The 24,284-nt window shown below is 72.3% G+C and carries 23 protein-coding genes, 2 tRNA genes and 1 riboswitch; of the genes, 17 read left to right on the forward strand and 8 right to left on the reverse strand.

The window, feature by feature from the left end; genetic code table 11:
* Positions 1–13: 13 nt before the first annotated feature.
* Entirely contained in the window at positions 14–1,237 is a 1,224-nt protein-coding gene (gene rlmN, locus ACFQQL_RS08645) for a dual-specificity RNA methyltransferase RlmN (protein WP_382393265.1), read from the forward strand.
* A 532-nt stretch (positions 1,238–1,769) separates the two neighbouring features.
* Positions 1,770–3,359, forward strand: coding sequence for an HNH endonuclease signature motif containing protein (locus ACFQQL_RS08650; protein WP_382393267.1), 1,590 nt, complete (start codon positions 1,770–1,772; stop codon positions 3,357–3,359).
* Between the two features lie 234 nt (positions 3,360–3,593).
* On the opposite strand, the gene pepN is transcribed toward ACFQQL_RS08650, so the two are convergent.
* Positions 3,594–6,194: an aminopeptidase N gene (gene pepN / locus ACFQQL_RS08655; RefSeq protein ID WP_382393269.1), complete on the reverse strand. Its 2,601-nt coding sequence runs from the start codon at positions 6,192–6,194 to the stop codon at positions 3,594–3,596.
* Positions 6,195–6,344: 150 nt separating this feature from the next.
* Between pepN and ACFQQL_RS08660 the strand changes: the two genes are divergently transcribed.
* Positions 6,345–6,542, forward strand: a complete 198-nt coding sequence (locus tag ACFQQL_RS08660) for a hypothetical protein (protein WP_382393271.1) — start codon at positions 6,345–6,347, stop codon at positions 6,540–6,542.
* Positions 6,543–6,582: 40 nt separating this feature from the next.
* Positions 6,583–7,200: a mycothiol-dependent nitroreductase Rv2466c family protein gene (locus ACFQQL_RS08665; protein WP_382393273.1), complete on the forward strand. Its 618-nt coding sequence runs from the start codon at positions 6,583–6,585 to the stop codon at positions 7,198–7,200.
* A gap of 25 nt (positions 7,201–7,225) precedes the next feature.
* Here the strand turns inward: ACFQQL_RS08665 and ACFQQL_RS08670 are convergent, their stop codons facing one another.
* Positions 7,226–9,235 (reverse strand): M13 family metallopeptidase, encoded by a 2,010-nt coding sequence (locus ACFQQL_RS08670; protein WP_382393275.1) that lies wholly within the window; start codon positions 9,233–9,235, stop codon positions 7,226–7,228.
* Between the two features lie 62 nt (positions 9,236–9,297).
* Here ACFQQL_RS08670 and ACFQQL_RS08675 point away from each other — a divergent pair, with 62 nt between their 5' ends.
* The gene (locus tag ACFQQL_RS08675) at positions 9,298–9,750 is read left to right on the forward strand and encodes a ribose-5-phosphate isomerase (protein ID WP_382393277.1); all 453 of its coding nucleotides are present in this window, start codon (positions 9,298–9,300) and stop codon (positions 9,748–9,750) included.
* A 19-nt stretch (positions 9,751–9,769) separates the two neighbouring features.
* On the opposite strand, the gene ACFQQL_RS08680 is transcribed toward ACFQQL_RS08675, so the two are convergent.
* Together ACFQQL_RS08680 and ACFQQL_RS08685 are read right to left on the reverse strand one after the other, a co-directional pair.
* Complete coding sequence (locus ACFQQL_RS08680; protein WP_382393279.1) at positions 9,770–11,068, reverse strand: GNAT family N-acetyltransferase; 1,299 nt, start codon at positions 11,066–11,068, stop codon at positions 9,770–9,772.
* 39 nt (positions 11,069–11,107) lie between these two features.
* Positions 11,108–11,836, reverse strand: coding sequence for a hypothetical protein (locus ACFQQL_RS08685; RefSeq protein ID WP_382393281.1), 729 nt, complete (start codon positions 11,834–11,836; stop codon positions 11,108–11,110).
* Between the two features lie 182 nt (positions 11,837–12,018).
* Between ACFQQL_RS08685 and ACFQQL_RS08690 the strand changes: the two genes are divergently transcribed.
* Both ACFQQL_RS08690 and ACFQQL_RS08695 read left to right on the forward strand, forming a co-directional pair.
* Positions 12,019–12,384 carry an MGMT family protein gene (locus tag ACFQQL_RS08690; RefSeq protein ID WP_382393283.1) on the forward strand — a complete coding sequence of 122 codons (366 nt, stop codon included), beginning with the start codon at positions 12,019–12,021 and terminating at the stop codon, positions 12,382–12,384.
* The gene (locus tag ACFQQL_RS08695) at positions 12,377–13,348 is read left to right on the forward strand and encodes an Fpg/Nei family DNA glycosylase (RefSeq protein WP_382393285.1); all 972 of its coding nucleotides are present in this window, start codon (positions 12,377–12,379) and stop codon (positions 13,346–13,348) included. The genes ACFQQL_RS08690 and ACFQQL_RS08695 overlap by 8 nt, the downstream gene beginning before the upstream one ends.
* A gap of 87 nt (positions 13,349–13,435) precedes the next feature.
* On the opposite strand, the gene epsC is transcribed toward ACFQQL_RS08695, so the two are convergent.
* The 4 genes from epsC to ACFQQL_RS08715 form a co-directional block, all read right to left on the reverse strand.
* Entirely contained in the window at positions 13,436–14,020 is a 585-nt protein-coding gene (gene epsC / locus ACFQQL_RS08700; protein WP_382393287.1) for a serine O-acetyltransferase EpsC, read from the reverse strand.
* On the reverse strand, positions 14,020–14,955 hold the full coding sequence (gene cysK / locus ACFQQL_RS08705; protein WP_382393289.1) for a cysteine synthase A: 936 nt from the start codon (positions 14,953–14,955) through the stop codon (positions 14,020–14,022). Before cysK ends, epsC begins: the two co-directional genes overlap by 1 nt.
* A gap of 92 nt (positions 14,956–15,047) precedes the next feature.
* Positions 15,048–16,082: a DUF1648 domain-containing protein gene (locus ACFQQL_RS08710; RefSeq protein ID WP_382393291.1), complete on the reverse strand. Its 1,035-nt coding sequence runs from the start codon at positions 16,080–16,082 to the stop codon at positions 15,048–15,050.
* Positions 16,079–16,444, reverse strand: coding sequence for a GntR family transcriptional regulator (locus ACFQQL_RS08715; protein WP_382393293.1), 366 nt, complete (start codon positions 16,442–16,444; stop codon positions 16,079–16,081). Before ACFQQL_RS08715 ends, ACFQQL_RS08710 begins: the two co-directional genes overlap by 4 nt.
* Before the next feature lie 81 nt (positions 16,445–16,525).
* Positions 16,526–16,589, forward strand: a riboswitch (guanidine-III (ykkC-III) riboswitch).
* 11 nt (positions 16,590–16,600) lie between these two features.
* Here ACFQQL_RS08715 and ACFQQL_RS08720 point away from each other — a divergent pair.
* The 10 genes from ACFQQL_RS08720 (at position 16,601) to ACFQQL_RS08765 (ending at position 24,269) form a co-directional block, all read left to right on the forward strand.
* Complete coding sequence (locus ACFQQL_RS08720; protein WP_382393295.1) at positions 16,601–16,915, forward strand: DMT family transporter; 315 nt, start codon at positions 16,601–16,603, stop codon at positions 16,913–16,915.
* A gap of 149 nt (positions 16,916–17,064) precedes the next feature.
* Positions 17,065–17,232, forward strand: a complete 168-nt coding sequence (gene rpmF, locus ACFQQL_RS08725) for a 50S ribosomal protein L32 (RefSeq protein ID WP_382393297.1) — start codon at positions 17,065–17,067, stop codon at positions 17,230–17,232.
* A gap of 101 nt (positions 17,233–17,333) precedes the next feature.
* Positions 17,334–17,404 (forward strand) — tRNA-Gly (locus ACFQQL_RS08730).
* A gap of 114 nt (positions 17,405–17,518) precedes the next feature.
* Positions 17,519–17,595: transfer RNA gene (locus tag ACFQQL_RS08735), tRNA-Pro, on the forward strand.
* Positions 17,596–17,800: 205 nt separating this feature from the next.
* Positions 17,801–18,232 (forward strand): protein-tyrosine phosphatase family protein, encoded by a 432-nt coding sequence (locus tag ACFQQL_RS08740; RefSeq protein ID WP_382393299.1) that lies wholly within the window; start codon positions 17,801–17,803, stop codon positions 18,230–18,232.
* Positions 18,233–18,389: 157 nt separating this feature from the next.
* Positions 18,390–19,751: an extracellular solute-binding protein gene (locus ACFQQL_RS08745; protein WP_382393301.1), complete on the forward strand. Its 1,362-nt coding sequence runs from the start codon at positions 18,390–18,392 to the stop codon at positions 19,749–19,751.
* Positions 19,752–19,767: 16 nt separating this feature from the next.
* Complete coding sequence (locus tag ACFQQL_RS08750; RefSeq protein WP_382393303.1) at positions 19,768–20,712, forward strand: carbohydrate ABC transporter permease; 945 nt, start codon at positions 19,768–19,770, stop codon at positions 20,710–20,712.
* Positions 20,709–21,620: a carbohydrate ABC transporter permease gene (locus ACFQQL_RS08755; protein WP_382393305.1), complete on the forward strand. Its 912-nt coding sequence runs from the start codon at positions 20,709–20,711 to the stop codon at positions 21,618–21,620. Before ACFQQL_RS08750 ends, ACFQQL_RS08755 begins: the two co-directional genes overlap by 4 nt.
* 43 nt (positions 21,621–21,663) lie before the next feature.
* Positions 21,664–23,184, forward strand: coding sequence for an arabinosylfuranosidase ArfA (arfA, locus tag ACFQQL_RS08760; RefSeq protein WP_382393307.1), 1,521 nt, complete (start codon positions 21,664–21,666; stop codon positions 23,182–23,184).
* A 74-nt stretch (positions 23,185–23,258) separates the two neighbouring features.
* Positions 23,259–24,269, forward strand: a complete 1,011-nt coding sequence (locus ACFQQL_RS08765; protein WP_382393309.1) for a LacI family DNA-binding transcriptional regulator — start codon at positions 23,259–23,261, stop codon at positions 24,267–24,269.
* Positions 24,270–24,284 lie beyond the last annotated feature (15 nt).

The raw sequence follows: 24,284 nt of genomic DNA on the forward strand, positions 1-24,284 counted from the left end.
CTACCATGGGCCGGTGCCTCCCCAGACTCCTGCCACCGGCCCGACCTCTGCCGCCGACACGCGGCCGCAGGTCCGGCCCGCCACCGAGGGCTGGGAGCAGAAGGTCGGCTCGGACGGACGCCCGCTGCTGCAGTTCGCCTCGCCGCGGCGCGGCAGACCGCCCGTGCACTGGGCCGACCTGAGGGTCGAGGACCGGGCCCCCAAGGTCGTGGAGCTCGGGCTGCCGCGGTTCCGGGCCGCGCAGCTGAGCACCCACTACTTCGTGCATCACACCGCGGAGCCGGCCGAGATGACCGATCTGCCGGCCGCCGGGCGTGAGGAGCTCGTGAGGGCGCTGATGCCGCCGCTGCTGACCGAGGTGCGCCGCCTGACCACCGACGACGGTGCCACCATCAAGTTCCTCTGGAAGCTGCACGACGGGGCTCTCGTGGAGTCCGTGCTCATGCGGTACCCCGGTCGGGTGACGCTGTGCGTGTCCTCGCAGGCCGGCTGCGGCATGAACTGCCCGTTCTGCGCCACCGGCCAGAACGGGCTGACGCGCAACATGTCGACGGCTGAGATCGTCGACCAGGTGGTGGCGGCCAACCGCGCGCTCGCACGCGGCGAGCTGGGCGGGAAGTCGCGTGATGACAGCACGCCGGACCGGGTCTCCAACATCGTCTTCATGGGGATGGGCGAGCCGCTCGCCAACTACAAGCGGGTGATCGAGTCCGTCCGGTCCATGGTGGCGGAGCGGCCGCACGGACTGGGCATGTCGGCACGCGGCATCACGGTCTCGACGGTCGGGCTCGTGCCTGCGATCGACAAGCTCGCGGCCGAGGGCATCCCCGTGACGTTCGCGCTCTCCCTGCACGCGCCCGACGACGAGCTGCGGGACGAGCTCATCCCGGTCAACTCGCGCTGGAAGGTGGATGAGGCGCTCGACTCGGCGCGGCGCTACTTCGAGGCGACCGGCCGACGGGTCTCGATCGAGTACGCCCTCATCAAGGACATGAACGACCACGCGTGGCGTGCGGACCTGCTGGCGAGCAAGCTCAACGCGCGGGGTCGCGGCTGGGTGCACGTCAACCCGATCCCGCTGAACCCGACGCCCGGCTCGATCTGGACGGCGTCGGAGCCGGACGTGACGCGCGAGTTCGTGCGGCGCCTCAACGACGCCGGGGTCCCGACGACGCTCCGGGACACGCGCGGTAAGGAGATCGACGGCGCCTGCGGGCAGCTCGCCGCTGCGGACTGAGGGCGGCGGCTGGGTACTGCGGCCCGGAGGACTCGACCTCGCCCGCGCCGTCCTCGATGGCTCGGGGGAGTCGTCGCCCACGCTGCGGTCGCTTGCTGCGCTTGCCGCGCTTGGTCGTGCAGGCGTGACAACCGCCGGCTCTCGCCCGCTGGGACGCTGGTGCGGTGTCGTCGGACGGTGGCTCGGACGGTGGCGTCTCCCCAGGTGAGGGTGGGGTGACGGCATGTCCACAGGGGCGGGGGGTCGGATCGTGATGTCGGTGCCGGCTTCTAGTGTTGGACGTATGTTCGAAGAGTTTGCGGAGTGGCTGCCGGAGGGTGGGGGTGCGGCGGCGGGGCCGCATGGGCCGGTCGGGCCCGCGGCTGGCGCGTCCTCAGCGATCGGCTCTGCGGCGACTGGCGCTGCGCCGGCCGGCTCTGTAGCTGGCTCGGTGGCGGCTGGGTCTGCTGCGGCGGGGCCCGGCGGTGCCGATGAGGATGCCGCCACTACCGCGCCGAGCGACGTCAGGGCTGGCGAGGTCACGGACCCGGCGGTGGGGTTCTGCTCGCGGTTCGGGCTCACGGACGCCACAGCGTTGCGGTTGGAGGCGTTGCCCGGGGGCGCGGACCTGGCGGGGGTGCTGTTCGGTCTTCAGGTGGCCGAGTTGAGCGAGGCGGCGCTGGTGGAGGCGGTCGCGGGGTTCGAACGGCTCGCCTCGGCCGCCGCGGCGGGGCAGGCCCGCTGTGTCGGTGAGCTGATCGCGCGGCGCGGGGCGGGCTCGCGGGCCGCGGATGGGGTGGTCGATGAGGTCCGGGCCCGGCTGGGGCAGACCGGGGTGGCCGCGCAGGCCAAGGTCGACCTGGCCGAGTCGCTGCAGGACTACCCCGAGGTCGCCGACGCCCTGGCGGCCGGGACGGTGGATGCCCGCAAGGCCGGGGTGCTGGTGGACCGCCAGCCCGGCATCAGCCAGGCCGAGCACCGGGACTTGACGAAGGAGCTGCTGGCCGAGGCGGGTGAGAAGACCCCGACGTGGATCCGGGACCGGATCCGGCGGCACGCGTTGGCCACCGACCCCGACGCGGGTCGGCTGCGCCGCGAGCAGCAGTACGCCCGCAGGTGCGTGACGGTCGAGCCGTTGCCGGATGCGATGGCGAGGGTCTGTGCGTACCTGCGCGGGGATGACGCGCAGCGGGTCAAGACCACCCTGGACGCCCTCGCCGATACCGCCCGCGCCCCCGGCGACACCCGCACCATGGACCAACGCCGCGCCGACACCTTCGTCGACCTCTTCACCGGTCCCGGCAACCATGACCGGCCCGGCGGACAGTCGCCCGTTCTCGGCGACACTGTCGCCGGCACTGCGGCCGCAGCGACGGCCGACGCCGTGACCAGCACGACGCGGTCGACGGCTGGTGATCCCGCGGCTCGTGCCGATGACGCGAGCCGGCAGCGCGGTGGCGGGTCTGGTGCCCAGGTGTACGTCACGATCGGGGCCGGGACACTGCTGGGACTGGACGATGAGCCCGGCAAGCTGGCCGGGCACGGCCCGATCCCGGCCGAGCTGGCCCGACGGCTCGCGGCCGACGCGACCTGGCGGGGGCTGTTCACGGACGCGACCGGTCAGTTCACCGCCCTGGGGACCCGGGCCTACCGGCCCGGCCTGGTCCTGGAACGGGCCGTGAAGGCCCGGCACGTGCGCTGCACCTTCCCCGGCTGCCGCCAGGCCGCGACCTATGCCGACCTGGACCACATCGACCCCTACGACCCCACCCGCGCACGAGACCAGCAGAGCGAACCACAGACCACCGAGACCAACCTCCACCCGCTGTGCCGGCGACACCACAACCTCAAGACCACCGGACACTGGACGGTCCACAGCGACGACGGCCCGGCGACCAAACCCGGCCGCACCGGCGACACCGGCCGCACAAGCAAGACCGACGGCGGCCCCGGCACCAGCACCAGCACCAGCAACAGCGCGACCGGCGGCGCCGGTGCGTTGACCTGGCGCGCACCCACCGGCCACACCTACCGACATCGACCCGAACCCCCGCCCGGGACCGGACGAGCCAGCCCTCCAGACGAGCGCGACCTGCCCGACGAGCCGCGACTGGAACTCGACCCCGACAACCCACCCTTCTGACACTTGCACGGCCGCGCGCCAGGCCGGGCCAGCGCGGGTGGCCGGCGCGGTGCGGCGCGCGCCGGCGCGGCGGGGCAGTCGGCGCATCCTTCGATGGGCGCGGCCGGCTGAGTTCCGGGCCCTTGCGGATGGCTGCCTCGGTCTGCTGTGCGTCGTGTGCCGACGTTGCGACGCCTGACCGAGCGAGAGCGGCGCGTGTCCGCCTACAGGCGTCGCTCGCCGCCGCTCGTCGATCTACCGGCCCGCTGCCGCTCGGTCCGCCTCCTGCGCACGCACAGCCCGCTCGGCCTGGTCGAGGTTCTCCACCACGAGCCGCCGCAGGGCCGCGGGCGCCTCCGGGTGGTCGTCGAGCCAGCGGCGCGTCGACGCGACCACGTCCACGCCGAGCTGGTCCGCCAGCCCTGCCAGCCGGCCGGGGTACAGGCCGAGCACGATGTTCTGCGCCATCTCGTTCGTCCGCTCTTCCCACGTGGGCTCGAGCGCGTCGAAGTACCGGTCGACGAACGGGGCCAGCAGGGCGCGGTCGTGCGCGTGCGCGAAACCTGCGATGACATTCTGCTGCACCGCGTTGGGCAAGGTGTCGCACTCCACGACGTCGGACCAGGCCTGCTGCTTGTTCGCCGGCGTCGGCACCATGGCCCGTGTCCGTGCGGCCTGCTGCTGGCCTGTGGCGGTCCCGTCGCGTTCCAGCTCCGCGGCGATCTGCTCCTCACCCGCACCACCGCCGGCCACCATTCCCTGCAGGAGCGTCCAGCGCAGGTCGGTGTCCACGGCGAGTCCGTCGAGTTCAACCACCTCTGGCGTCCCGTCGAGCAAGGTGGCCAGGACGCCCAGGTGTTCGTCGGCCGTCGCGTGACCGGCGAACGTCCGCACGAGCTGCAGCTGCGTGTCGGAACCCGCCTCCGCCTCGCGCGCCAGCTCGAGCAGCCGCGCCACGACCGTCGACCGAACCTCTTCCCGGGCCTCCGGAGCCACGTACTGCCCCAGCGCCGCGGTGAGCTGGCGCAGCAGCACCATCACGACGGTCGAGTCGGACTCGGTGGCCACGGCACCGAGGACCAGGTCGAGGTACTGCCGGGCCGACCACTCGCCGTCGCGCGTCATGTCCCACGCCGCCGCCAGCACGAGCGACCGGGAGAGCGAGTCCGGGAAGCCGGCCGCCCGGCCGATGTGCTCCCTGGCCGTCGCGAGCGACACCTCGTCCAGGCGGATCTTGGCGTACGCGAGGTCCTCGTCGTTGATGAGGATCAGGTCGGGCCGGGCGACGCCGGAGAGCTCGGGAACCTCTGTCCGCTCGCCGCGCACGTCGAGCTCGACGCGCGTGGTCCGCTCGAGCCGGCCGTCCACCACGTCGTACCCACCGACCACCAGTCGGTGCGGCCGGAGGACGGGATGCTCGGCCGGGGCCTCCTGCAGCACGGCGAAGGAGGTGAGCACCTCCCGGCCGTCCACCACCTCGGTCCGCAGCTCCGGCCGCAGGAGCGTCACGCCCGCCTGCTCGAGCCAGACGTCGGACCAGGCCGCCAGGTCGCGTCCGGACGTCTCCTCGAGCTCGACCAGCAGATCCCGCAGCTCCGTGTTGCCGTGGGCATGCTTGGCGAAGTACCGCTGCACGCCGGTGAGGAACGCCTCCCGGCCCACCCAGGCGACCAGCTGCTTGAGCACCGAGGCACCCTTGGCGTAGGTGATGCCGTCGAAGTTCACCTCGACGTCCTCGAGGTCGTTGATCTCCGCCACCACCGGGTGCGTGGAGGGCAGCTGGTCCTGGGTGTACGCCCACGTCTTCTCGAGCGAGGAGAACGTGGTCCAGGCGCTGCGCCACCTGGTGGCCTCGGCCGTCGCCAGGTGCGAGGCGTACTCGGCGAACGACTCGTTCAGCCACAGGTCGTTCCACCAGCGCATCGTGACGAGGTCGCCGAACCACATGTGCGCCAGCTCGTGCAGGATCGTGACGGCGCGCCGCTCGACCGTCGCCTCCGGTACCCGGGAGCGGAACACGTAGTTCTCGAGGAACGTCACCGCGCCGGCGTTCTCCATGGCACCCGCGTTGAACTCCGGCACGAAGAGCTGGTCGTACTTGGTGAACGGGTACGGCCGGTCGAACGCCTCCTCGTAGAACGCGAAGCCGGCCCTCGTGATCGCCATGATCTCCTCGGCGTCGAGGTGCTCCGCGAGCGAGGCCCGGCAGTACACGCCCAGCGGGATCGTGCGCCCGTCCCGCGAGGTGAGCTCGCCGGTGACCCCGTGGTAAGGCCCGGCGATGACGGCGGTGAGGTAGGAGGAGATCACCTCGGTCGGCTCGAAGCGCCACGTCCGGGATCCGCCCGCGGGGTCGCTCACCGCCTCGGTGGGAGAGTTCGACACCACGGTCCAGTGCGCAGGCGCGGTGATCGTGAAGCGGAAGGACGCCTTGAGGTCGGGCTGCTCGAAGACCGCGAAGACGCGACGGGAGTCGGCGACCTCGAACTGGGAGTACAGGTAGACCTCGTCGTCGACCGGGTCGACGAACCGGTGCAGGCCCTCGCCGGTGCGCATGTAGCGGCAGGTCGCCTCCACGACGAGCTCGTTCTCGGCGGCCAGACCCTCCAGGGCGATCCGTGCGCCGTCGAACGCGCCGCCACCGATCTCCCGCCCGTTGAGCACGACGCGCTCGACGGACTCCGCGAGCAGGTCGACGAACGTCGCCGCGCCGTCGGTGGCCGTGAACCGGATCGTCGTCGTCGAGGAGAAGACCTCCTCGCCCCGCGTCAGGTCGAGGACGACGTCGTAGGACGACGTCGAGACGGTGGCGGCGCGCTCCGTCGCCTCGGCGCGGGTGAGGTTCTCTCCGGGCATTGCTCTCCTCGGGTCACGGGTGGATCGCGCGACGGCGCATCACCAGATCGTGCCACCCGCCCGGCCCTCCGAACGAACGGAATCCGCTCGTCGGATTGCGGGCCCCGGCGGACGGCGGAAGGCTGGGGCGACGCAATGGATGGGAGGGTCATGTCCGAGACGAGCGGCAGCAGCGCACGGGACCTGGCGGACGAGGCGAAGGAGCAGGCCGAGCGTGCCGCCCAGAACCTGGCCGAGACGCGGCTCGACGACGAGGAGGTCGCCGCGGAGGACGTCGAGGAGGCCGACCCCGACGCCCAGGAGGGCATCACCGGCCGGCGTGATCGTGAGGACGGCGCCGCGACGTGAGCCTTTGTCCGCCCGCCCCACGGCGCGGTTGGATGGGGTCATGACTGACACGACGACCACCACGACGGCCGATTTCTGGTTCGACCCGACCTGCCCCTGGGCATGGATGACCTCCCGCTGGATGACCGAGGTCGAGAAGGTCCGCGACGTCACGGTCCGCTGGAACGTGATGAGCCTGTCCGTGCTCAACGAGGGTCGCGACCTGCCCGAGGACTACGCGAGGAGCATGGAGCGGGCCTGGGCGCCGGTCCGGGTGGTCAACGCCGCGCGGGAGCAGCACGGCCAAGAGGTCGTCAAGCCCCTGTACGACGCCCTCGGCACTCGCATCCACCCGGGCGGCAACAAGGACTTCCCGGCCGTCATCGACGAGGCCCTCGCCGAGGTCGGGCTCCCGGGTGAGCTGGCCCGCTACGCGACCACCGACGAGCTCGACGAGAGCCTGCGCGCCTCGCACCAGCGGGCGATGGACCTCGTCGGTGAGGACGTCGGCACGCCCGTGGTCGCGGTCGACGGCGTCGGATTCTTCGGCCCCGTCGTCACGCCCGCCCCCACGGGTGAGGCGGCCGGTCGTCTGTGGGACGGCGCAGTGCTGGTCGCCGGCACCCCGGGCTTCTACGAGATCAAGCGCACCCGGACCCAGGGGCCGATCTTCAGCTGACGCGCGCCGCCGCCCGGCAGCGACCTCACCAGATGGTGACGCGCTCCTCCGGCGGCAGGTACAGCGCGTCGCCCTTCGCCACGTCGAACGCCTCGTGGAAGGCGTCCATGTTGCGGACCACGCCGTTGCAGCGGAACTCGGCCGGCGCGTGCGGGTCGATGGTCAGGAGCCGGATCGCGTCCGCGTCCCGCGCCTTCTGCCGCCAGATGCGGCCCCAGCTGTGGAACACCCGCTGCAGCCCGGTCAGCCCGTCGATCACGGGTGCCGCGGCCAGGCCGCCGGCGTCCCGCAGCGCGATGTCATAGGCCTTGACGGCGATCGACAGCCCGCCGAGGTCGCCGATGTTCTCCCCGACGGTCAGCGCCCCGTTCACCCGGTGGCTGTCATCGAGCTGGGCGGGGGAGTAGGCGTCGTACTGGTCGATGAGCGCCTTCGTGCGTCGTTCGAACTCCTCCCGGTCCTCCGCGGTCCACCAGTCGGCCAGGCGCCCGGTGCCGTCGTACTTCGAACCCTGGTCGTCGAACCCGTGTCCGATCTCGTGGCCGATCACGGCACCGATCCCGCCGTAGTTCCATGCGTCGTCGGCATCCGGGTCGAAGAACGGCGGCTGCAGGATGGCGGCGGGGAAGACGATCTCGTTCCAGGTGGGGTTGTAGTAGGCGTTGACCGTCTGCGGCGGCATGTACCACTCGGTGCGGTCCATCGGCCGGCCCAGCTTGGCCAGGTCGCGGCGCTCCTCGAACAGGCTGGCCGCTCGGACGTTGCCGAGCAGGTCGTCCGGGGCGATCTCCAGCGCGGAGTAGTCCCGCCAGACGTCCGGGTAACCGATCTTCGGCGTGAACGCCTCCAGCTTGGCCAAGGCGCGTTCCTTGGTCACCTCGCTCATCCAGTCCAGCCCGGTGATCGACTCCCGGTAGGCCGCGACCAGGTTGTCCACGAGGCGCTGCATGGCCGCCTTGTGCTCCGGCGGGAAGTGCTGGGCGACGTACAGCTCACCCACCGCCTCACCCATCGCCCGCTCGACGACCTCGACGCCCCGCTTCCAGCGCTCCCGCAGCTCCTGTGCCCCCGTGAGCGTCCGGCCGTAGAAGTCGAAGTTCTCCTCCACGAACGCGGCCGGCAGGTACGGCGCCCGCGCGTGGACCACGTGCCAGGTCAGCCACAACCGCAGCGAGTCGGTCTCCAGCGAGGACCAGGCTGCCGCGAAGTGGGTGAGGTAGGACGGCATGGCCACGATCAGCCGGTCGAAGGCGCCCTCCGGCACACCGAGCGCGGTGCGCCACAGCTCCCAGTCGAAACCGGGTGCCGACGCCGTCGCCTCCTCCCACGTCATCGGGTTGTTGATCTGGTCGGCCTCGCGGGACCGGACCCGGTCCCAGTGCCCGCCCGCGAGGGTCGTCTCGACCTTCATGACCCGCTCGGCCGCACCCATCGCCTCGTCCTCGGTGACCAGACCGCTCAGCGCCAGCATCGCGGCGACGTGCCCCACGTACGCGGTGCGGGTCTGCTCGTGGGTGTCCTCGCGGTAGTAGGACTCGTCCGGCAGGCCGAGGCCGGACTGCCAGAGGAAGACGACGTAGCGGTCCGGGTCGTTGAGGTCGGCGTCCACGCCGTACCCGACGCCGCCGGTGACGCCCGTGGGCTGCAGCGCGCCCATGGCACGCACCAGGGCGTCCTTGTCCAACGCCGCGGTCAGCATGTCGAGGTCGGTGCGCAGGGGAGCGCTGCCCAGCGCCTCGATCCGCTCGGTGGCCATGAACGAGCCGTACAGGTCGCCGATCTTCCGTGCGTTCGCCTCGGCCCGCTCACCCGTCGCGGCCGCCTCCTCGACGATCCGCCGCACCCGCTCCTCGCTGAGGTCGCGCAGGCGGTGGAACGACCCGTCCCGGGAGCGGTCCGCCGGGATGACGTGCCGCTCGAGCCACGTGCCGTTGACGTGCCGGTAGAGGTCGTCCTGGATGCGGACGCCGTGGTCCATCGCCTCGGCGTCCGACAGGTCGTCCGTGGGGGTCTCGCGCACGTTCGTGGTGGTCATCCTCCGACCTTAGGCCAGGCCGCGGATGCCTCGCCGCCCACCAGGCAGGGCAGACTTGGCCCATGCGCATCCACCTCGCCGCCGACCATGCCGGGTTCGAGCTCAAGACCGTCCTGGCGGCCCACCTCGCCCGCGCCGGGCACGACGTCATCGACCACGGTGCCGACACCTACGACCCCGACGACGACTATCCCGCCGTGTGCCTCGCCGCCGCGGAGGCCGTGGTCTCCGACGCCGGGTCGCTCGGCGTCGTCATCGGCGGCTCGGGCAACGGCGAGCAGATCGCCGCGAACAAGGTGCGTGGCGTGCGCGCCGCGCTCGCATGGTCACCGGCGACGGCGACCCTCGCCCGGCAGCACAACGACGCGAACGTCGTCGCGATCGGGGCGCGCCAGCACGCCGAGGCCGAGGCCGTCGCGCTCGTCGAGGCCTTCCTCGCCGAGCCGTTCTCCGGCGACGAGCGTCACCAGCGGCGCATCGAGCAGGTGGCGGCGTACGAGAACCCGGCGACGTGACGGCTGCCGCGCCGGAGCGCTAGAACCCCCAGCTGTTCGCCGGCGCGACGGGCCAGCCGAACGCCGTCGCCGCGGCGGCGAGGTGACCGGGTACCAGCTCCTGCACGCGGCCGGCACCGGCCAGGGCCGCCAGCGAGAAGGTGCCGAGGTAGACCGAGGCCAGGTCGGCCACGTCGATCGCCAGGTGGGCGGGCTCGTCGGTCCGGGTGATCTCGGCCGAGCCCGTGCCCCGCAGGTGCCAGCGACCGGCGTTCGCCGGCACCACCGCGTCGGTGACCTCGAGCACCACATCGACTGGGGCGGCGTACGTGCGCGTGGCCAGCACCGCGGGAAGGTCGAGGATCCGGATCCATACCCCGTCGTGCACGCGGGCGTTGGTCCCGCGCAGGTCCCCGAGCAGATGGACCAACGGGTCGTCCAGGGCGAGGTCCCCGGTCTCGACGGTGCCCATGAGGTCGAGGTCGGTCAGGGTCCCCCACAGCGCCCGCGCCGCGGCGGGATCCAGCGCGGCGGACTCGTGGACCGTCACGCGGCCGTCGGGCAGGCCGGTCTGCGACCACCTGTTCGCACGCCGGAAGACGGCGTAGCCGCGCGGCTCGCCGTCCACCGTGCGCACGACCGCGACCCGGAGTCGTTCCGCGTCCCGCCGGGCGCTCGGACGGTCCGTGAGGTGGCTTGTCCGCAGGGCATCCGTGTCGCGGGTGATCCAGCCGGGCCGCTGCACGGCGCGGTGCACGCGGTCGAGGTCGGCGCCGTGCCGCCCGGCGTCCGCCGTGTCGAGCTCGACGAGCAGGTCCTCGCTCCCCGCAACGGTGTGCAGTCGCCTGCCACGAGGGACCTGGAGCCTGGTGAACTGCGTGGCGATCCCGTATCCGTACCGGCCGTAGATGGCGGCTTCCGCCGCGTAGAGGGCGGAGAGCACCTCGCCGCGCGCGACCGAGCGGGCCAGGTGGGCGGTGACCATGGCGCGGGCGAGGCCGCGGCGACGGTGACCGGGATGGACGGCGACCCAGGTCAGCCCGGACGTGGGCAGTCGCCGGCCGCCGGGTACGGGGAGCTGGAACGCGTAGGAGGAGTGCACGGCGGCCAGCCGTGCCTCGGTGCCGCGTTCGTCCCACACCCCGACGCTCCGGCCGGGCTCGAGGGTCCACACCTCGCGCTCCGCGTCGTTCGGGTCCGGCTCGAACGCGAAGCCCCACCGGTCGACGTCCTGGATCAGCCGTCGGTCCCGGGTGTCGTCGAGCTCGGCCAGCCGGTACCCGGGTGGTGGAGGAACGACGTCGACGCCTCGGACGTCCCGGTGTGGTGCGCTGGTCATGGCGTCAGCCTGGCAGGGCCGTCCCGTGGCGGCGAGCACTTATCGGCGCGCCGCCGACCCCGTCGCCGACCAGGCTGCGAGCAGCACCCCGAGCGGCACCAGCACCACGACGGCGGCCGGGACGGCTCCGAGCAGCGCCACGGCCGCGCCCACCAAAAGGCCCTGCACGAGCCAGCGCCGGATCGCGCCGGGCTCCGGCCGGCCCCGCCGCGAGACGGCGGCGGCGCGGGCCTGCTCGCCCCGCTCGCCCGGACTCAGCAGCAGCGCACGCCAGGCCCGGGCCTGGAACGCCGATGCGGACGCGCCGGCGGCGAGCCAGGTGGCGCCACCGACCAGGCCGGCCGTCCAGCCGTCGGCGAGCAGCGACGTCGCGAGGGCGGCCACGGGCGTCAGCCCGGCTCCGGTGAGCGCACCGACGAGGACGGCGCGAGTGGCGTCGAGCCTGATCCGCGTCGTCACGACCAGTGCGACACCCGTCACGACAAGCCAGCCGGCCGCCGTTACCGCGAGCGCGGTGAGCGCGGTGGCAGGCCCGTCGAGCAGGGCGGCCGCGAGCAGCGCCGCGACCAGCACCGCACCCGCGGTGACGGTCATCAGCACGGCGCGTCGGCGGGCGTGCGTGCGTGCCGCCTCGATCAGGCCGCGCACGTCGAGGTGCTCGTGCGGCACCGAGTCGTCGCAGTGCTCGCACGCCGAGCCGTGGACGGACGGAGCTGCCGTGCCCCCGGCGGGCAGGGCGTCGGCGGAGCGGGTGGGGCTCGAGCTCATGGTCCTGCGATCATAGGCGTTGGCGGCGGGGGCGAAGTGCCGTCGCCCGGGGCCACGAGACACGAGCGAGACCGGGGCGAAGTGCGAGAAGATCGAGCGGTGGACCGGGAGATCGACGAGCACGGGTGGGCCTGGCCTGCCCCGTTTCGTCCGGGTGGGGCGGACTGCGAGGAGATCGAGCGATGGACCCGCTGAACGCGGAGCGGACGGAGCTCGCCGAGCTCGTCCTCGACGTCGCCGACCAGGTTCCGTCCGGCATGGTGACGACGTACGGGCTCGTCGCGGAGGCGGTCCGCGCCGCGACCGGCCACGGCCACCCCCGGCACGTCGGCACCGTCATGGCGACCTACGGCGGCGAGGTGCCGTGGTGGCGCGTCGTGCGCGCGGACGGGACGCTGCCGCGTCAGCTCCGGGCACGGGCCCTGGAGCACTATCGCGCCGAGGGAACACCCCTCTCGCCCCTGGTGCCGGTGCGCGTCGACCTCGAGCGCGCGCTGTGGGACGCCCCGGCGGAGTGGCAGGTCCCCCTGGCGGGCCCGCGTGCCTGAGGGGCACACCGTCCACCGCCTGGCCCACGCGTTCGAGGAGCTCTTCGGCGGGCAGCCGCTCGCCGTCTCGTCGCCACAGGGCCGGTTCGCCGACGGCGCGGCGCTGCTGGACGGTCTGCGGCTCGTCAGCACGGAGGCGTACGGCAAGCACCTGTTCCTGGGCTTCTCGCCGGCACCGGGCGGATCGGACGAGGACCTCCGCTGGCTGCGCACCCACCTCGGCCTGTACGGGTCGTGGACGTTCGCGGGCGACGCGACGTTCTCGGCGCCGCACGCGATCGGGGCACCGCGGCGCCGGGTGGGTGAGGAGGAGGTCGCGGGCGACGGCGCGGGCGCCGCCGCTCCCGCCGAGTGGCGGGTGCCGGAGCCGCGCGGCGCGGTGCGGGCCCGGCTTCTCGGCGAGCACGGGGTGGCCGACCTCACCGGCCCGGCCGCGTGCGAGGTGATCACGGCCGCGGAGAAGGTCGCCGTCCAGGAGCGGCTCGGCCCCGACCCGCTGCGGCCCGACGGCGACGGTGAGGCGTTCGTCCGCAACGTCCGTGCGCGCCGGCGTGCCATCGGGGAGCTGCTCATGGACCAGGAGATCGTCTCCGGCGTCGGCAACATCTACCGGGCCGAGTCGCTCTACCGCGCCCGCATCCACCCGCGTCGGCTCGGCCGCGACGTGCCGGCCGCCCGGCTGAGCCGCCTCTGGGCGGACCTCGTGGAGGTCATGGCCGACGGCGTGGCGACCGGTCGCATCGTCACCACGCGCCCGGAGGACCGCACCCCGCCCGGCGAGGTGCGCGATCCCGAGGGCGAGCCGGTCGAGGGTGAGCCGGCCGAGGGCGAGCGCTGGTACGTCTACCGGCGCACCGGGCTGCCGTGCCTGGTCTGCGGCGCGAAGGTCGCCGAGGCCGTCCTGCAGGCACGGCGGCTCTTCTGGTGCCCGCGCTGCCAGCGGGCGCCCCGACGGCGGGTCTGACCCGGCCCGACGCGCCGGTCTCCACGCGAGTGACCGGCCCATGGTGACGGCGCCGGCACCGGCGCGCGGCCCGGCCGTCCCCGCCCCTCAGATGTAGACGGCCGGGTCCACCCACTCGTCCAGGCTCGCGAGCGGTGCCCGCCGCGGCTTCGCCGGCACGCCCACGGCGACCGACCCGTCCGGGACGTCCTTCACGACCACCGCGTTGGCCCCGACCTTCGCGTCGGAGCCCACCGTGACCGGACCGAGAACCTTCGCGCCCGCGCCGATCATGACCCGGTCGCCGATCGTCGGGTGCCGCTTGCCCTTGCTCATCGACACGCCGCCGAGCGTCGCGCCGTGGAACAGCACGACGTCGTCGCCCACCTCGGATGTCTCACCGATGACCACGCCCATGCCGTGGTCGATGAAGAGACGCCGTCCCAGCACCGCGCCCGGGTGGATCTCGATGCCCGTGAGACCTCTGACCACCTGGGAGAGCAACCGCGCGGGCAGTCGCAGGAGCGGTCCGGACCGCCACATCCGGTGGGTGAGCCGGTGCGCCCAGACGGCGTGAACTCCCGGGTAGACCAGCGCGATCTCCACCAGGCCACGCGCCGCGGGGTCGCGGCGCTGCGCCGTCCGCAGGTCCTCCACGAGCAGCGCCCGCAGCGACTGCGTGGCGGGTTTCATCAGTCGACCAGGCCCTCGAACAGCGCCGTGGAGAGATACCGCTCGCCGAAGGACGGGATGATGACGACGATCGTCTTGCCGGCCATGTCCTCGCGCTGCGCGACGTTGACGGCGGCCGCCAGCGCGGCGCCCGAGGACAGGCCGACGAGCAGCCCCTCCTCGGTGGCGGCGCGCCGCGCCCACTGGACGGCGGTCTCGGCGTCGACGTCGAGCACCTCGTCGTAGATCGACGTGTCGAGGATCTCCGGCACGAAGTTCGCACCGATGCCCTGGATCTTGTGCGGGCCGGGGTCGCCGCCGTTGAGGATGGGAGACTCGGCCGGTTCGACGGCGAACATCTTCACCTCGGGCTTGCGCTCCTTGAGCACCTGGCCCACCCCGGTGATGGTGCCGCCGGTGCCGATGCCCGACACGACGGCGTCGACCGCCCCGTCGGTGTCCGTCCAGATCTCCTCGGCCGTGGTCTCCCGGTGGATCTTCGGGTTCGCCTCGTTCGCGAACTGGCGGGCCAGCACAGCCCCCTCACGCTCGGCGGCGATCTCGTCCGCCTTCTGCACGGCGCCCTTCATGCCGAGCGCCGGGTCGGTCAGGACGAGCTCCGCGCCGAACGCGCGCAGGAGGGTCCGGCGCTCCTTCGACATGGACGACGGCATGGTCAGCACCACGGAGTAGCCGCGGGCCGCACCGACCATCGCCAGCGCGATGCCGGTGTTGCCGGACGTCGCCTCCACGATCGTGCCGCCGGGGGGCAGCTCGCCCGAGGCCTCGGCGGCGTCCACGATGGAGACGCCGATCCGGTCCTTGACCGAGCTGGCCGGGTTGTAGAACTCGAGCTTCGCGAGGACCGTCGCACCCGCCCCGTCGGTGATCTTGTTCAGGCGCACCAGGGGGGTGCGGCCGATGAGCTGGGTGACGTCGTCGTAGATCGTGGCCATGTGTCCCGTCCTCGAGAGTTTCTTGAAGCGTCAACAAACAACCCAAGCCTACCGCGCCGACGGGCGCATCGCACCAGGCCGGGGCCCTCGTCTCACGCCGTGTCCGGCCTGGCGCGTGATCGCTCGGCGAAGGTGTTCAGCAGGGCCGCCCCGGTGGCGGCGTCGTCGACGGTGACGACGAGCCGTCGTCCGCCCGTCCGCTCGACGGCGATCGCCTCGCCGGAGCGGATGACGACGCCGACCGTGCCGTCCACCGCGGTCCGCAGGCCCCAGCCGCCGAACTCCCGGAACGGGGAGACCGTCGCCGTCCTCGCCTCGACGACCTCCCGGGCGGGCACGTGCTGACGGGGCCAGCCGAGGGTGCCGCGTGCGGTCAGGCCGGAGGCGTCCACGCGCACCTCCCAGACGAGCATCGTCATCGGGAGGGTCGCGGCCGCCCCCATGATCACCAGCACGAACCAGCCGCCCGAGATCAGCGCGAACCACAGGCTGAGGCCGAGGTACACCGCGGCGAGGACGCCGCCCCAGCGCAGGAACGGACCTGAGGGTGCGACGCGCCGCAGCCACACGGCGCGCTCCTCGTCCTCCAGGTGGGCCCGGGGTGCGGTCGCCGGCAGGGGGCCGGTGGCCGGCCGGTCCGGATCGCGGCCGGCCAGGGCGCCGGCGAGGATGCCGGCCAGGACGGCCACGACGACGCTCAGCGTGAAGCCGCCGTTCGGCACCGGCGTGGCCGCCGGGTCGGTGACGTCGAGCTGGGCGGCGACCAGCGTGACGTGCAGGCCCGCGAAGAAGGACGCCGACCCGGCGGCGAGCCCCAGCAGCATGCGGCGGGTGAACGAGGTCCGGCCGAGGAGCACCGAGCAGAGCCCGAGCACCACCAGGCTGACGCCGCCCATGACGCCGCTCGTCACGAGCATCTCGTGGACGCTGCCGAGGCGGTCGACACGCCCGTCGGCGCCCCAGTGGAGTGCGACCTCCTCGGGCAGGCGCGGGATCCACCGGGCGGTGAGCCCCCACGCCGCGCCGGTGACGAGCACGGGAAGCGCCACCCCGAGCAGCCAGGCGCGGCCGCGATGCGGCGCTCGCCCGTGGGGCTGGCCGGTCGGTGCCGACAGGTTCCGGGTCATCGAGGGCCGTCCTTCTCTGGTCGGTCGATCATGGTCGCGACGGCGGACAGCGGGAGTCCGAGGCGCCTGGCCTCCCTGCGCACCTGCTCGACGGCCCGGCCGAGCGGCTCGTACCGCTCCGCGGCGTGGGCGGTCACGACGGCGCCACGTCCGCGGCGCAGCTCGACCAGGCCTTCGTCGCGCAGCAGCTGGTAGGCGTGCAGCACCGTGTGCTGGTTGATGTCGAGCGAGCGGGCGAGGTCCCGCGCGGAGGGGAGGCGCTCGCCGCGCCGGAGCTCACCGGAGACGACGGCGAGTCGCACCTGAGCCGCCAGCTGCTCGAACAGCGGCCGGGCGGACGACGCGTCGATCCTGAGCAGCACACAGCCATCCTAATTGTTCTAGTGGAATTAGAGCAATGCTGCGTCCGGCGGCGGGTGCCGGGTGCCCGGCTACCCTTGGCCTCAGGATCCGACCGGACCTCCGGACGAGGTGCGCCGTACCCGGCCAGCGACAAGACGGCGCGGGAGGGCTGTGCCATGTCCTGGTTCGTTCTCGTCGTCTCCGGCGTGCTCGAGGCCGTCTGGGCCACCGCGCTCGGCCGGTCCGAGGGCTTCACCCGTGTGGTGCCGAGCGTCGTCTTCGCCGTCGCGCTGCTGCTCAGCATGGGCGGACTGGCCCTCGCCATGCGCGAGCTCCCCACCGGAACGTGCTACGCCGTCTGGGTCGGCATCGGCGCGGCGCTCACGGTGGGGTACGCGATGGTCACCGGTGAGGAGCCCGCATCGGTGCTCAAGGTGCTCCTGGTCCTCGGCATCGTCGGCTGCGTGGTCGGGCTCGAGCTGCTGGACTGAGGGCCGGGCGTGGCGGGCGTCACGTGGGGGTCGGGCGCGGGCAATGTCACACCGCGAGTACACTGCACAGGTTGGCCAGACGGGCCTCCCGCATGGGAAGGTGTACGTCGGCACAGATTCCCACGACGTTACGGAAGGAGCGGCAGGGCATGGCAGTTCCCAAGCGCAAGATGTCCCGCAGCAACACCCGCTCTCGCCGGTCCCAGTGGAAGGCCGAGCTCACCGAGCTCGTCACCGTCCGCGCCCAGGGCCGCGAGGTGAAGGTGCCGCGGCGGCTCGCCAAGGCTTACAAGAAGGGTCTGATCGTCGCCGACTGAGCGACGTCCTCTCGTCAGGAGCCCCTCGCCGTCGGGTGAGGGGCTCCGGCGTCGCAGGGCCGGTGTTCCTCGACCGATAGGATCGACTCGGCACTGCCGCTGCGGGTGTAGCTCAATGGTAGAGCCTCTGCCTTCCAAGCAGATGGTGCGGGTTCGATTCCCGTCACCCGCTCGACACGGACGCCCCGTCCCGCCGAGGACGGGGCGTCCCGCCGTGCAGGGCCTGGCCCGCCGCCGGTCCGCTCGCCCGTAGAATCGACCACTGCGTCGGCGGGTCCGGCGCCGACGGGATGTGGCGCAGCTTGGTAGCGCGTCCGCTTTGGGAGCGGAAGGCCGCGGGTTCAAGTCCCGCCATCCCGACCAGCTCATCCCGTGACCGACCGGCTCACGGCTCGGTGCGCGCGGTCACGGGCCACCGCCGCGCAACCGTGCACGCGACGGCGACCCGCGTCCTCGGACGTCCCGACCCGGCCGGCCCCGGGACCCGGCTCGTGAGTCACACGTGCCGCAACGATCCCGAGCGGTCCGTCCGGCTACGCGGGGTCTGCCGCGGTTCTACCGTGGTGCGGTGAGCACGTGGGACGCGGTGCCCGGCGTCGTCGAGCTGCCGGACGGACGGCGCGTCCGGGGTACCGGCCGTCGGCAGCCGCGCGGCGAGGCGGAACCTCCCGAGTACGCGGTCTACCTCCTCGGCCGCGATCCCGGGCCGCAGCCCTGGCCGCACCGCTGGGTGCGATGGCGGGACTTCGGCCTGCCGGCCTGCGGCGAGGACGCCCTCGCGGCGCTCCGCGAGGCGTACGAGCGGTCCGCCGTCGAACGCGTCGAGATCGCCTGCGACGGCGGAACCGGCAGGACCGGCACGGCGCTCGCCGTGCTCGCGACGATGGGCGGCGTGCCGCCGGGGGAGGCGGTCGCATGGGTGCGTGCGCGCTACCGTCCGCGCGCCGTCGAGACGCCGGCGCAACGGCGCTGGATCCGCCGCGTCGCGGCGCATCACTGACCGCGCCTCGGCGACCGGCCGGCCCTGGTGCGTGGCCGCCCCGAGCCGCGCGTGACGATCGGCGTCCGTTCTCGTTGACCGCTTGCTTACATCGATGTACATTTCGGCGCCAAGGGCCGCTGGAAGCGGCTCCGGTCACGACGACGAAGGGGTCGACATGGACCTGTCAGGCGGACACGGATCTCGCCTCACCCCCGGTGCCCGCGGGGCGCCACCAGGCGTCTCGAGACGCAACTTCCTCCTCGGCGCCGGTGCGCTCGGCGGGACTGCCGCACTCGGTCTGGCCGGCTGTTCGGGGCAGGCCACCGCGGCCTCCGGCACGACCATCGACTTCTGGCACCTGCTCACCGGTCCGGACGGCGCGATCCTGACCGGGATGCTCGACGAGTACATGGCCGACAACCCCGACGTCTCGGTCAACCAGACGGTCCTGGCGTGGGGTGCGCCGTACTACACCAAGCTCTCGATGGCGTCCGTCGGCGGCCGCGCTCCCGACGTCGCCGTCATGCACGTGGCCCGGATGCCCGGCTACGCACCCGGCGGGCTCATGGACAGCTGGGACCTCGACCTCCTCGAGGAGCTCGGCGTGGGGCCGGACACGTTCCCCGAGGCGGTCTGGCAGAAGGGGGTCTACGACGGCGAGGTCAAGGCGATCTCCCTCGACATGCACCCCTTCGTCCTCTTCTACAACACCGACATCGCCGAGCAGGCCGGTGCTCTCGGGTCCGACGGCCTGCTGGAGGGCATCGACACCGAGGAGGGCTTCCGCGACGTCGCGCTCCGCATGGCCGAGGTGACCGGGGGGCACGGCCTCGCCTGGGGCTTCCTGGACGACAACGTCAACCAGTGGCGGATGTTCAACACCTGGTACAGCCAGATGGGTGCCACGATCAACCTGCCCGAGGGCGGGCCGATGGAGATCGACACGGACGCCGCCGTCCGGTCCCTGGAGTGGATCCGTTCCCTCCTCGACGACCAGGTGGCCTCCAGCAGCAACCTGGGCAGTACCGCCATCGCCGAGTTCGGCACCCAGCGGGCGGGAATGTACATGGGCGGTGTCTGGGAGATCGCCAGCTACCGCGACTCCGGGGTGCCGTTCGGGATGCAGATGGTTCCGCCGATCTTCGGCAGGCCGGCCGCCTACTGCGACTCGCACTCCTTCGTGCTGCCGCACCAGTCGAATCCCGATCCCGGCAGACGCCGGGCCGTGCACGAGATGGTGGCCGCAATCCTCAAGGCCTCGGTGCAGTGGGCCGACGCCGGCCACCTTCCGGTCTACCTGCCCGTGCTCGAGAGCCCGGAGTACGCCGCGCTCGACCCGCAGGCGAACTACGCCGAGGCGGCCGACTACGCCGTCTACGACCCGCCGGCCTACTTCACCGGGTCGGGTGCCGACTTCAGCGAGTTCTTCGGCGAGGAGATGCTCCGCGTGCTGACCGGCGCCATCCCGCCGGAGCAGGGCCTGGAGCGCTTCACGAACCGCATCAACCAACTGCTCGCCAAGCCGAGCCCGCTGTGAGGCGGAAGGGATTGCGATGACCACGACAACCGAGCCGCGGGAGCCGGTCGCCAAGGGCGGCACCGTCACCGCGCCTCCGCAGAATCCGAGCCGTCGACCGGACGCCGTGCGCGGCTGGCTCTACATGGCCCCGTTCGCGATCGCGTTCGTCCTGTTCCTCATCTGGCCCACCGTGTACGGGCTGTGGATGAGCTTCACCGGTCGCAGTCTGACGGGAGCGAACGCCGACCCGATCGGCTTCGCGAACTACAGCGAGGCGTTCGCGGACCCGCAGGTCTGGAGCTCGCTGTGGAACACGATCTGGTTCACGATCCTCAGCACGGTCCCGCTGGTGATCCTCCCGCTGCTCTTCGCGGTCCTGGTCAACAGCGGGGTCCGGGGACAGTGGCTGTGGCGGCTGTCCATCTTCATGCCGTACCTGCTGGCCTCCACCGTCATCTCGCAGATCTGGATCTGGCTCTACAACCCGGAGCTGGGCCTCGTCAACGAGGTGCTCCGTTGGTTCGGCGTCGGGTCGATCGCCTGGCTGCAGGACCCGAACACGGCCATGCTCGCCATCGTCATCGCCACGGTGTGGTGGACGATCGGCTTCAACTTCCTGCTGTACCTGTCCGCCCTGCAGGCGATCCCGGACCAGCTGTACGAGGCGGCCGCGCTCGACGGCGCCGGCACGTTCCGGCAGTTCTGGTCCATCACCGTCCCACAGCTGGGACCGACCACCGTGCTGGTGGTCATCCTGCAGATCCTGGCGTCGCTGAAGGTCTTCGACCAGATCTACCAGATGGCCGGCGGCGGTCCGGGCGGCGCCACCCGCCCGATCCTGCAGTACGTCTACGAGGTGGGCTTCACGGGCTACCGGCTCGGCTACGCCTCCGCGATCTCCTACCTGTTCTTCTTCCTCATCATCCTCGTCTCGATCGTCTACATGGTGATCAACAGCCGTAGAGGAGTCCGCTCATGACCACGGCAGCCCCCACCACCGCGATGACGTCCGGGGCGTCGGCCGACCTGCTCGCCGACCGGCGCGTGCCGCAGAACAGGCGGAAGCTCCGGCCGGTCACGGTCGCGGCTTACGTGCTCCTCACGATCATCGCGATCACCTGGCTGATGCCGATCATCTGGGCGGTCATCACCTCGTTCAAGCCGGAGACCGAGGCGGCCGCGTACCCGATCACCATCGTGCCGGAGTCCGGGTTCACCGCCGAGGCCTACCGGGACGTCCTCGTGGCCGGCCTGCTGCCGCGCTGGGCGTTCAACAGCCTGCTCACGTCCGCCGCGATCACCGCGATCACGGTCGTCATCAGCGCGCTCGCCGGCTACGCCCTCTCACGGATGGACTTCCCCGGCCGGCGGATCTCCCTCGCGGTGATCGTCGCCTCGATCCTCATCCCGGCGCAGATCCTCATTGTCCCGCTGTTCCAGCAGATGCTCGACTTCAACCTCGTCGACACCTACTGGGCGATCATCCTCCCGCAGGTGGTCGCGGCACCGATGGTCTTCATCCTCAAGCGGTTCTTCGACGCGATCCCGCACGAGCTGGAGGAGGCGGCGATGATCGACGGCGCGAGCCGGATGCGGATCTTCCTGCAGATCGTCCTGCCGCTGTCCCGTCCGATCCTCGGGGCGGTGTCGATCTTCGTGTTCATCGGCGCCTGGAACAACTTCCTCTGGCCGTTCATCGCGACGAACGACGCGAACATCATGACCCTGCCGGTCGGGCTCCAGACGGTGCTGACCTTCTACGGCATCCAGTACGCCCACGTCATGGCGCAGGCCGTGCTGGCAGCCGTGCCGCTGATCATCGCCTTCCTGTTCTTCCAGCGGCAGATCATCAAGGGCATCGCCACCTCCGGCATCACCGGCACCTGACCGCGCACCACCACCTCCCACCGGTACCCCACGAAGGAGAACCATGCTCACTGCCTCAGCCGTCCTCGACCGCGCCTTCGTCGTGGGCCCGGTACGGCCCCGCACGTTCGGCACGTTCGTCGAGCACCTGGGCCGGTGCGTCTACCAGGGTGTCTACGAACCGACGCACCCGACGGCGGACGAGGCGGGGTTCCGCACCGACGTGCTCGAGCTCGTCCGCGAGCTCGGCACCTCCACGGTGCGCTACCCCGGTGGCAACTTCGTCTCCGGGTACCGGTGGGAGGACGGTGTCGGGCCGGTGGGGCAGCGTCCCGCCCGCCTCGACCTCGCCTGGCACTCGACCGACCCGAACACCTTCGGCGTCGACGAGTTCATGGCGTGGGCGAAGAAGGCGGGCGTCGAGCCGATGATGGCCATCAACCTCGGCACCCGGGGGGTCCAGGAGGCGCTCGACCTGCTCGAGTACTGCAACGTGCCGGGCGGGTCGCACTTCGCGGACATGCGCCGGGCGAACGGCGCCGAGGACCCGTACCGCATCAAGATGTGGTGCCTCGGCAACGAGATGGACGGGCCGTGGCAGATCGGCCACAAGACCGCCCACGAGTACGGGCGGCTCGCCGCCGAGACCGCACGGGCCATGCGCATGATCGACCCCGACCTGGAGCTCGTCGCGTGCGGCTCGTCCAACGCCCACATGCCGACCTTCGGCGAGTGGGAGGCGACCGTGCTGCGGGAGGCCTACGAGCACGTCGACTACATCAGCGCCCACGCCTACTACTACGAGGACGACGGCGACCTGGCCAGCTTCCTGGCCTCCGCCGTCGACATGGACTACTTCGTGGACTCCGTGGCCGCGACGGCGGACTACGTGCGGGCCGCCCGCAAGCAGTCCAAGCGGGTCCACATCTCCTTCGACGAGTGGAACGTCTGGTACCAGCGTCGCGCCGAGTCCCGCCCGCCGACCGGTGACGACTGGCCGGTGGCGCCGGTGCTGCTGGAGGACCGGTACAACGTGGCCGACGCGGTGGTGGTGGGCAACCTCCTGATCTCCCTGCTGCGGCACACCGACCGGGTGCACGCGGCGAGCCTCGCCCAGCTGGTCAACGTCATCGCGCCGATCATGACGGAGAGCTCCGCGGGCACGGCCGGGCGCGCCTGGCGGCAGACCACCTTCCACCCGTTCTCGCTGACCGCGCGCCACGCGACCGGCGAGGTGCTGCAGCCCGCCGTCACCGCACCCCCGGTCTCCACGGCCCGGTTCGGTGACGTCCCCGCCGTCGACCTCGTCGCCACGCGCGAGCCGGAGACCGGCGAGGCGGCGCTCTTCGTCGTCAACCGCTCGACCACCGAGCCGGTCGGGCTGGAGGTCGACGTGCGGTCCCTCGGGTCCGCACGCCTCGTGGAGGCGCTGACGCTCTCGAACCTGGACCACACCTGGCAGGCCAGCGCCGACGACGCCACGTCCGTGCTGCCGCGGCCCAACGGGACGGCCGCGCTGGCCGACGGCGGCCTGAGCGTCGAGCTGCCGCCCGTCTCCTGGACCGTGGTGCGCCTGGCATCCTGACCTGAGCGCGGGCCCCGCCCGGGGGCACGGGGCCCGCACCGGCGAACGCTGGCCCCGGTGAGGAGCATGGTCCCGTGGCCACCACGATGCAGGACGTCGCCCGGCTCGCGGGCGTCTCCGTGAAGACCGTCTCCAACGTGGTCAACGACTACCCGTACGTGCGCCGGGAGACCCGCGAGCGGGTCATGGCGGCGATCAACGAGCTCGGCTACCAGATCAACGCCTCGGCGCGGAACCTGCGCCGCGGCCGGACCGGCATGATCGGGCTCGCCCTGCCGATGCTGTCGCTGCCGTACTTCGCCGAGCTCGCCGAGTCGGTCATCGCCGCCGCCGAGGAGCGCGGTCTCGTCGTCGTCATCGAGCAGACGGGCGCGGACCGGGCGCGGGAGCTCGACGCGCTGCACGGGTCCCGCCGCACGATGACCGACGGGCTGATCTACTCGCCGCTCGCGCTCGGCCCGGAGGACGAGGAGCGGCTGCCGGACAGCCCGCCGCTGGTGCTGCTCGGCGAACGGATCTTCTCCGACCGGGTCGACCACGTGACGATGCGGAACGTCGAGGCGGCGCGGGCCGCGACCGCGTACCTGCTGGGCCTCGGCCGGCGCCGCATCGCCGTGGTCGGGGTGCACCCGGGGGAGCGGGTCGGGTCGGCCGCCCTGCGGGTCCAGGGGTACGAGCAGGCCCTGCAGGATGCCGGCCTGCCGCTGGACCGTGCGCTGTACGGGGAGGTCGGGCCGTGGGGCCGGGCGGCCGGCGCACAGGCCATCGGCAGGCTGCTGGACTCCTCACCCGACGGGCTGCCCGACGCCGTGTTCGGCCTCAACGACACCCTGGCGATCGGTGCCATGCACGAGCTGCAGGTGCGCGGCATCCGCGTCCCGGAGGACGTCGTCGTGATCGGGTTCGACGACATCGAGGAGGCGCAGTACTCCCGGCCGACCCTCACCTCCGTCCACTTCGACCGGGACGAGATCGCCCAGGGCGCGGTCGAGCTGCTCGAGGCGAGGGTCACCGGCCGGGCGCGGGCTCCGCGCCGCGTCGAGGCCGCGTTCCGGATCGCCGAGCGGTCCTCGACCGGCGGGTGAGGAAGATCGCGGCCC

Source organism: Georgenia alba (genome assembly GCF_042665525.1).
In the GTDB taxonomy this organism is placed as follows: Bacteria; Actinomycetota; Actinomycetes; order Actinomycetales; family Actinomycetaceae; genus Allobogoriella; species Allobogoriella alba.

Bases quoted from the DNA above. Each gene is read 5' to 3' on its own strand.
- pepN (WP_382393269.1), bottom strand. From the start codon at position 6,194: ATGCCCGGAGAGAACCTCACCCGCGCCGAGGCGACGGAGCGCGCCGCC.
- ACFQQL_RS08660 (WP_382393271.1), top strand. From the start codon at position 6,345: ATGTCCGAGACGAGCGGCAGCAGCGCACGGGACCTGGCGGACGAGGCG.
- ACFQQL_RS08665 (WP_382393273.1), top strand. From the start codon at position 6,583: ATGACTGACACGACGACCACCACGACGGCCGATTTCTGGTTCGACCCG.
- ACFQQL_RS08670 (WP_382393275.1), bottom strand. From the start codon at position 9,235: ATGACCACCACGAACGTGCGCGAGACCCCCACGGACGACCTGTCGGAC.
- ACFQQL_RS08675 (WP_382393277.1), top strand. From the start codon at position 9,298: ATGCGCATCCACCTCGCCGCCGACCATGCCGGGTTCGAGCTCAAGACC.
- ACFQQL_RS08680 (WP_382393279.1), bottom strand. From the start codon at position 11,068: ATGACCAGCGCACCACACCGGGACGTCCGAGGCGTCGACGTCGTTCCT.
- ACFQQL_RS08685 (WP_382393281.1), bottom strand. From the start codon at position 11,836: ATGAGCTCGAGCCCCACCCGCTCCGCCGACGCCCTGCCCGCCGGGGGC.
- ACFQQL_RS08690 (WP_382393283.1), top strand. From the start codon at position 12,019: ATGGACCCGCTGAACGCGGAGCGGACGGAGCTCGCCGAGCTCGTCCTC.
- epsC (WP_382393287.1), bottom strand. From the start codon at position 14,020: ATGAAACCCGCCACGCAGTCGCTGCGGGCGCTGCTCGTGGAGGACCTG.
- cysK (WP_382393289.1), bottom strand. From the start codon at position 14,955: ATGGCCACGATCTACGACGACGTCACCCAGCTCATCGGCCGCACCCCC.
- ACFQQL_RS08710 (WP_382393291.1), bottom strand. From the start codon at position 16,082: ATGACCCGGAACCTGTCGGCACCGACCGGCCAGCCCCACGGGCGAGCG.
- ACFQQL_RS08720 (WP_382393295.1), top strand. From the start codon at position 16,601: ATGTCCTGGTTCGTTCTCGTCGTCTCCGGCGTGCTCGAGGCCGTCTGG.
- rpmF (WP_382393297.1), top strand. From the start codon at position 17,065: ATGGCAGTTCCCAAGCGCAAGATGTCCCGCAGCAACACCCGCTCTCGC.
- ACFQQL_RS08745 (WP_382393301.1), top strand. From the start codon at position 18,390: ATGGACCTGTCAGGCGGACACGGATCTCGCCTCACCCCCGGTGCCCGC.
- ACFQQL_RS08750 (WP_382393303.1), top strand. From the start codon at position 19,768: ATGACCACGACAACCGAGCCGCGGGAGCCGGTCGCCAAGGGCGGCACC.
- ACFQQL_RS08755 (WP_382393305.1), top strand. From the start codon at position 20,709: ATGACCACGGCAGCCCCCACCACCGCGATGACGTCCGGGGCGTCGGCC.
- arfA (WP_382393307.1), top strand. From the start codon at position 21,664: ATGCTCACTGCCTCAGCCGTCCTCGACCGCGCCTTCGTCGTGGGCCCG.